Genomic DNA, 6,559 nt, shown 5'->3' on the forward strand with positions numbered 1-6,559 from the left:
CCGCATCATGGCACGCGGATCGATGCGCCTGCCTTGCGCGTCCGCCCTGAAGCGGCGCGTGCGGACCATGTCGAAGGGCAGCCGCAACGCGGCGATCGCGTGCTTGGCCTCGGCCAGTTCAGCGGCGTCCATCTGGGCGAAATCCTTGCCGCGCAGCACCTCGTTGCCGGAAAAGGTGAAGCGGGCGTCGACCTCGATCTCGGGGATTTCCTTCGCCGGCTGGCTCTTCTGATGGCCCTCGAACATCGCCTGGCTGACGCGGGTCTCGGCCGCGCGAGGCTTCTGCTTCTCGCTGGTATTCAGCGCGACGGGCGAGAACATCGCCAGCATTTTCTCGATCAGTTCGCGCGATTTCCAGAACAGCCGGAAGGCCTCGTCGAAGACCGGATGGTCCTCGTGCCGGGAGACCAGCACGGCATGCAGCGTCCAGTAGAAATCATCGCGCGAGCCGATGCCGGCGGCAAGCACCGCCTCGATCGCATCCTTGACCGAAGCCGGCCCGACCCGCATGCCGGCCTTGCGCAAGGTACGGGCGAAGTAGACGATGTTGTCGGCGATGCGCCCGTCTTCCGTGGCCTCTGCGGGATCGGAACGCGGCGCCTTCATGGGCCTACTGCGCCGCCGCGAGCTCGGCCTTGACCTCGTCGAGGATGCGCCGGCCCTCGCCCGCGCCGATGCGAGCGATGTCGTCCTGGTATTTCAACAGAACGCCGATCGTGTCGGAAACTGTCTCCGGATCGAGCGCTACCTTGTCGAGTTCGGTCAATGCGCCGGCCCAGTCAATGGTTTCGGCGACGCCCGGCGCCTTGAACAATTCGATCTGGCGGAGCTTCTGGATGAAGGACACAACCTCGGCCGAAAGCCGGCTGTTGGCCTGCGGTACCTTGCGCCGTACGATCTCCAGCTCACGCTCTGCATTGGGATAGTCGACCCAGTGATAGAGGCAGCGCCGTTTCAGCGCGTCATGGATTTCGCGCGTGCGATTGGTGGTGATGATGACGATCGGCGGCTCGTCCGCCTTGATCGTGCCGAGCTCCGGCACCGTCACCTGGAAGTCCGAGAGGATTTCGAGCAGGAAGGCCTCGAAGGCCTCGTCGGTGCGGTCGAGCTCGTCGATGAGGAATACCGGGGCAGCGCCCGCCTTGCCGGTCAGCGCATCGAGCACCGGGCGGCGGATCAGGTACTTTTCGGAGAAAACGTTGCGCTCCATGTCGGAGCGCACGACCTTGCCGGCCGCCTCCTCCATGCGGATCTCGATCATCTGCGCGGCGTAGTTCCACTCGTAGACGGCGGAGGAGACGTCGAGCCCCTCATAGCACTGCAGGCGGATCAGCCGGCGGCCGAGCGCCTCGGCCAGCACCTTGGCGATCTCGGTCTTGCCGACGCCGGCCTCGCCCTCGAGGAAGAGCGGCCGCTTCATGCGCAATGAGAGAAACAGCACGGTGGCCAGCGAACGGTCCGCCACATAGTCCGCGCCGGTCAGGAGATCGAGCGTCTCGTCGATCGTCCGCGGCGCCGGGCGCGGTTTCAAGCCGGTCATTCCATCTCCGTGGAGTCAGCCATCAAGGCACCTACAGGGCGCGATAGCCGCGACCGTGATAGATCAGCGGGCGCAAATTATCGCCGATGCGCAGGCCTGTCACCTTGCCAAAAAGCACACGGTGCGTGGCGAGATCCTTGGTGTCGATCAGCTCGCAATCGAACACGGCAAGCGCCCCTTTCAGGGTCGGCGCGCCGGTCGAGATCACGTCCCATTCGCCCAGCGCAAACCGTTCCTCCACCGGCAGGCCGGTCATGCCGGAAAAGCCGACTGACAGCGGCTCCTGATGCGATGCCAGCGTGTTGAGCGCGAACCTGCCATTCGCAACAAAAGGCTCGTTCTTGGGATTTTCGCGGTTGAGGCAGACGAGCACGGTCGGCGGCGTGTCGGACACCGAGCAAGCGGCGATAACGGTCGCGCCTCGTCTGCCGGCGGGGCCGTCGGTGGTCACCACGTGGACCTGGCCGGCAAAATGGGCCATCGCGTCGCGATAGGCCTGCGGCCCGATGTCGTTCTTCTTCAGCACAGATGATTTTCCTCAGAACCCACCGTTATATATGGCGGCATATTGCTAGCCACAAGCGAAGTGCTTGACGCATATCCCGAAATTCGCGTTGCGCCGAGGGCGGGCAGCCTTTAGGTCTTGGCGAAACGGGTGCCGGCAAACCTACCGCCGGCGCGGGAGGAACGCTTCGCTCACATGCGACCCCTGGTGACGATATTGGCGGTGCTGGCCTCGATTGCTTTCGCCGGCAACGCGGGCGCCGAAGACCTCGTCGTCGGCGTTGCGGCCCCCCTCTCCGGCCCTTCGGCGATCCTTGGCAAGCAGGTCGAAGCCGGCGCCGGGCTGGCGGCGGAAGCGAACGGCGCCGAGATCAAGACGCTCGATGACGCTTGCACCGCGGACGGCGGAGTCGCCGCGGCACGCGACTTCGCGGCGGCGAAAGTCGATGTGGTGGTTGGCTTCCTTTGCACCGAGGCGATCGAGGCGGCACTGCCGATCCTGAAAGAGGCTGGCATTCCTGTCATCACTGTCGGCGTGCGCACCGAAAGCCTGACCGACCGGCGCGCCAAGACCGGCTGGCCGGTCTATCGGCTCGGGCCACGCGGCGATGACGAGCGCAATGCCGCTGCCAGGATCCTGACGCATCTGTGGCAGAACGAGCTCTTCGCCATCGTCGATGACGGCACGATCTACGGCCGCGAGATCGCCGAGACGTTCAGGGCGGCCGCCGAGCAGGCGGCGCTGAAACCGGTGTTCGTCGACACATTCCGGCCGCAGCTCGACAACCAGATCGGCCTGATCGGCCGGCTGAAAAAGGCCGGGGCAACCAAGGTGTTCGCCGGCGGCGACGGCGACGACATCGCCATCATGGGTCGCGATGCCGGCTCGCTCAATGCTGGCATCACTCTCGCCGGTGGCGAAAATCTGCGTACGCCCCCCGGCAATGTGCCCTATGCCGCGGGTACGCTGATGATCGCTCCGCCCGAATGGGCCGAGGCCGCCGATCCCAAGGTGGTGCAGGCTTTCGCGGAGAGAAGCGTCATACCGGAAGGCTACGTGTTGCCGGCCTATGCCGCGGTCGAGATCGCCAAAGCTGCAACCGCTGAAGCGGAAAGCTCGGGCAAGCCGCTTGCCGAAGCGCTCACCGGGCGTGACTTCGCGACTGCGATCGGGCCCATCCGGTTCGACGACAAGGGCGATCTCAGCCAGTCTCCGTTCCGCGCCTTCCGCTTCGATGGAACGCGCTTCGTACCGCTGGAGACGAAGTGATGTTCCGCGCCGGCCCGCGTAACCTGATCACCGATGTCGCCGGCCTCAGGGTCGGCAACGCCGCAGACGCCAGGTTGAAGTCGGGGGTGACGGCACTGCTTTGCGACGACCCGGCGGTGGCGGGCGTGCAGGTGCTGGGCGGCGCGCCGGGGACGCGTGAGACCGACCTTCTGGAGCCACAGAATTCGGTCCAAGAGATCCATGCCATCGTGCTTTCGGGCGGCTCGGCCTTCGGCCTCGACGCCGCCTCGGGAGTGCAGGCGGCCCTGCGCGAAAGAAACATCGGCGTCGAGGTCGGCGGCTTCCGCGTGCCGATCGTGCCGGCGGCGATCCTGTTCGACCTGCGCAATGGCGGCGACAAGGGCTGGGGCCGCTACCCGCCTTATCGCGACCTCGGCTACCAAGCCGCGCAAGCGGCAGAGGCCGACTTTGCATTGGGCACGACCGGCGCCGGCACCGGCGCATTGACGTCGGGGCTCAAGGGCGGGCTGGGCTCGGCTTCGACCGTGCTCGAAAGCGGAATCACCATCGGCGCGCTCGCCGCCGTCAACCCAACCGGCTCCGTCACGGTGGGCAGGACCCGCCACTTCTGGTCAGCACCCTTCGAGATCGGCGACGAGTTCGGCGGTCTCGGCTATCCTTCGCCGATGCCCGCCGACGCAAGGAAGATCCTGTTGAAATACCGCGACAAGCAGTTCGGCGGCCAGGGGGATGCTGGCGGCAACACCACCATTGCCGTCATCGCCACCGATGCCATTCTGACCAAGGCCGGCGCCAAGCGACTGGCGATTTCGGCGCATGACGGCTTCGCGCGCGCCATCTGGCCGGCGCATACGCCTGCCGACGGCGATCTGGTCTTCGCACTGGCGACCGGCAAGAGCGGCATCGAGCTCACCGCCGACGCGGCCATCGATCTCTACGCTACCGCCGGCGCCACCATGGCGCGCGCGATCAGCCGCGGCGTCCACGCCGCGACGCCGGCTTCGGGCGATCTGTTTCCAGTCTGGTCGTCGCGCTAACTGAGGCCTGGCGGATCAGGTGGGATCGGACTTTTCTTCCTCGAAGCTCACCGCGACATCCGAATTGGCCGACAGCCAAACTTTCTCGCCCTCAACCTCGGCTACCAGGCTCAAGGGAATATAGTGGTGATGCCCTCTGTGGGAGCCCTGACCGCTGTCAGCCTTGGTCAGCTTGATCCGCTTCCCCTCGATCTCTTCGACAGTGCCGACATGTACGCCGTCGGCACCGACGACTTCCATATGCCCGCGAATTTTGCTCGTGTCGGTCATGGTGATCCTCCGCTGAAGCTGCCGACAATAACAATCGACGGCCAGATTGGATGCATCGCGGCTGTACGGCACGTCCTGTTCATCATGACATGATAGGCATGATCCAATCCTGCCGGCTGGAGCGACAAGTCCATGCGAATTCCCGTTCTGATTTGCACATGGCTGCTCGCGCAGCTCGCCACCGTCGCCACGGCCGGCGCAGGCGACGTCGCCGAGCTGGAAATCCTTGGCTTCAGCAAGGATGGCGGCGTCTTTGCCTTCGAGGAATATGGCGTGCAGGACGGGTCCGGATATCCCTACGCCAGCCGCTATTACATCGACACCGCCACCGACTCATTCCTCAAGGGAACGCCGATCCGGGTTCGTCTCGACGACGAGGCGGCAACGCTCGATGCGGCGCGGCTGCAGGCCCGCCAGAAAGGCGAGGCCATCGTCAGCCAGGCCGAGCTGGCGGCCAGTCGCGGCATCACGGCCGGTTTCAGCCCGGTGACCGAGCTTTCCAGCGATCCGTTCCGCATGGTGGTCAATCCGCGCCCGATCTTTTCTCCGGTCGACGATCCGCTCGAGTTCCGCTTGGACGAAATCCCGATGAACGACACCGAAGGTTGCCAGAGCCAGGGCGAGATCAACGGCTTTCGCCTGCTGCGCATTGTGGCCAAGGATGGCGGCAAGACCGAACTTCTGCACGAAGACAAGTCGATCCCCAAAAGTCGCGGCTGTCCGAACGGCTACCGGATCGGCGCGGTGCAGACGTTCTCGATGCAGGGGTTGAGCGCCTATGCCGTGCTGATCGCGGTTCGGCAATACGGCTTCGAGGGGCCGGATTTCCGCTGGATCGCCGTGACAGGCCGCCTGTGACACCGATTTCGCAACCCACGGCTCGCGGTCGCAACGGCAACCATTTCCGGGCCGCCCTGCCCCCCGCTCGCACCGCGTTTGTCGGCGCCCTGCTCTGGGGTCTGACGATGGGCGCCAGCGCGCTCGTCAATCTCCACCTCTATGACTGGGCAACGCCGGCAAAGATCCGCTTCGTCACGCTGCTCTATGCCGCCGGTGGCGCGCTCGCCTTCCCGGTCGGCCTGTTCCTGGCGCGCCTCGTATCGCGCGGGCGGCACTGGGAGGTCGCGTTCGCTGCCGCTTTCGTTGCGCTGCTGGCCGCGACGCTCGCCTTCACCGGCGCCCTGTTCGCGCTGCAATACCGCTCCTACTATGCCGAATGGCATGCGCCGGCCTTCACGATCCGGTGGGCGTTCGAATTCGTGTTCACGGTGCTGACCGCGCTGTACCAGTTCGTCGTGCTCGGCGTCCGGCTCTATTTTCCATCAGGATTCATCGGGCTCGCCGCCGCCAGCATCTGGTTTGCGCGGCAGCGGCGTTGAGCATTCTGTCCGCCTCTGTTAGGAGGCGGACATCAAGCTTCCCGAAGTCAGGACCGATTGATGATCCCTCGCTATTCCCGGCCGGAAATGGTCGCCATCTGGTCGCCAGAGACCCGTTTCCGCATCTGGTTCGAGATCGAGGCGCATGCCTGCGATGCGCTGGCCGAGCTCGGCGTCATCCCCAAGGAGGCGGCAAATGCCATCTGGGAAAAAGGCGGCGCCGCGAAATTCGACGTCGACAGGATCGACGAGATCGAGCGCGTCACCAAGCATGACGTGATCGCCTTCCTCACCCATCTCGCCGAATTCGTTGGGCCTGATGCCCGTTTTATCCATCAGGGCATGACCTCGTCCGACGTGCTCGACACCTGCCTTGCCGTGCAGTTCACCCGCGCCAGCGACATCTTGCTCGCCGACATCGACGCGCTGCTCGCGGCGCTCAAGCGCCGCGCCTTCGAACACAAGGACACCGTCACCATTGGCCGCAGCCACGGCATCCATGCCGAGCCGACCACGTTCGGCGTCAAGCTGGCGCAGGCCTATGCCGAGTTCTCGCGCTGCCGCGAGCGGCTGGTGC

8 protein-coding genes and 1 pseudogene are annotated in these 6,559 nt (G+C 65.2%); 5 read left to right on the forward strand and 4 right to left on the reverse strand.

The window, feature by feature from the left end:
- The 3 genes and pseudogenes from EN745_RS26690 to EN745_RS26700 all read right to left on the reverse strand — a co-directional run.
- Window positions 1-606: pseudogene (locus EN745_RS26690) on the reverse strand (VWA domain-containing protein); the annotation flags it as partial.
- A gap of 4 nt (window positions 607-610) precedes the next feature.
- Window positions 611-1,540 (reverse strand): MoxR family ATPase, encoded by a 930-nt coding sequence (locus EN745_RS26695; protein ID WP_127422643.1) that lies wholly within the window; start codon window positions 1,538-1,540, stop codon window positions 611-613.
- Window positions 1,541-1,571: 31 nt separating this feature from the next.
- A complete protein-coding gene (locus EN745_RS26700; RefSeq protein ID WP_126054825.1) occupies window positions 1,572-2,066 on the reverse strand; it encodes a flavin reductase in 495 nt (164 codons plus the stop codon).
- 174 nt (window positions 2,067-2,240) lie between these two features.
- Between EN745_RS26700 and EN745_RS26705 the strand changes: the two genes are divergently transcribed.
- Together EN745_RS26705 and EN745_RS26710 are read left to right on the forward strand one after the other, a co-directional pair.
- Entirely contained in the window at window positions 2,241-3,314 is a 1,074-nt protein-coding gene (locus tag EN745_RS26705) for a branched-chain amino acid ABC transporter substrate-binding protein (RefSeq protein WP_127400560.1), read from the forward strand.
- Window positions 3,314-4,333 carry a P1 family peptidase gene (locus tag EN745_RS26710; RefSeq protein WP_126054826.1) on the forward strand — a complete coding sequence of 340 codons (1,020 nt, stop codon included), beginning with the start codon at window positions 3,314-3,316 and terminating at the stop codon, window positions 4,331-4,333. Before EN745_RS26705 ends, EN745_RS26710 begins: the two co-directional genes overlap by 1 nt.
- A gap of 15 nt (window positions 4,334-4,348) precedes the next feature.
- Here the strand turns inward: EN745_RS26710 and EN745_RS26715 are convergent, their stop codons facing one another.
- A complete protein-coding gene (locus tag EN745_RS26715; RefSeq protein ID WP_126054827.1) occupies window positions 4,349-4,603 on the reverse strand; it encodes a DUF2171 domain-containing protein in 255 nt (84 codons plus the stop codon).
- 132 nt (window positions 4,604-4,735) lie between these two features.
- Between EN745_RS26715 and EN745_RS26720 the strand changes: the two genes are divergently transcribed.
- The 3 genes from EN745_RS26720 to EN745_RS26730 form a co-directional block, all read left to right on the forward strand.
- Complete coding sequence (locus tag EN745_RS26720) at window positions 4,736-5,461, forward strand: DUF2259 domain-containing protein (RefSeq protein WP_126054828.1); 726 nt, start codon at window positions 4,736-4,738, stop codon at window positions 5,459-5,461.
- A 107-nt stretch (window positions 5,462-5,568) separates the two neighbouring features.
- Complete coding sequence (locus tag EN745_RS26725; RefSeq protein WP_126054829.1) at window positions 5,569-5,982, forward strand: hypothetical protein; 414 nt, start codon at window positions 5,569-5,571, stop codon at window positions 5,980-5,982.
- A gap of 60 nt (window positions 5,983-6,042) precedes the next feature.
- Window positions 6,043-6,559: lyase family protein (locus EN745_RS26730; protein ID WP_245487845.1), on the forward strand; the 517-nt coding region annotated here is incomplete at its 3' end.

Source organism: Mesorhizobium sp. M4A.F.Ca.ET.022.05.2.1 (genome assembly GCF_003998845.1).
Classification (GTDB): domain Bacteria; phylum Pseudomonadota; class Alphaproteobacteria; order Rhizobiales; family Rhizobiaceae; genus Mesorhizobium.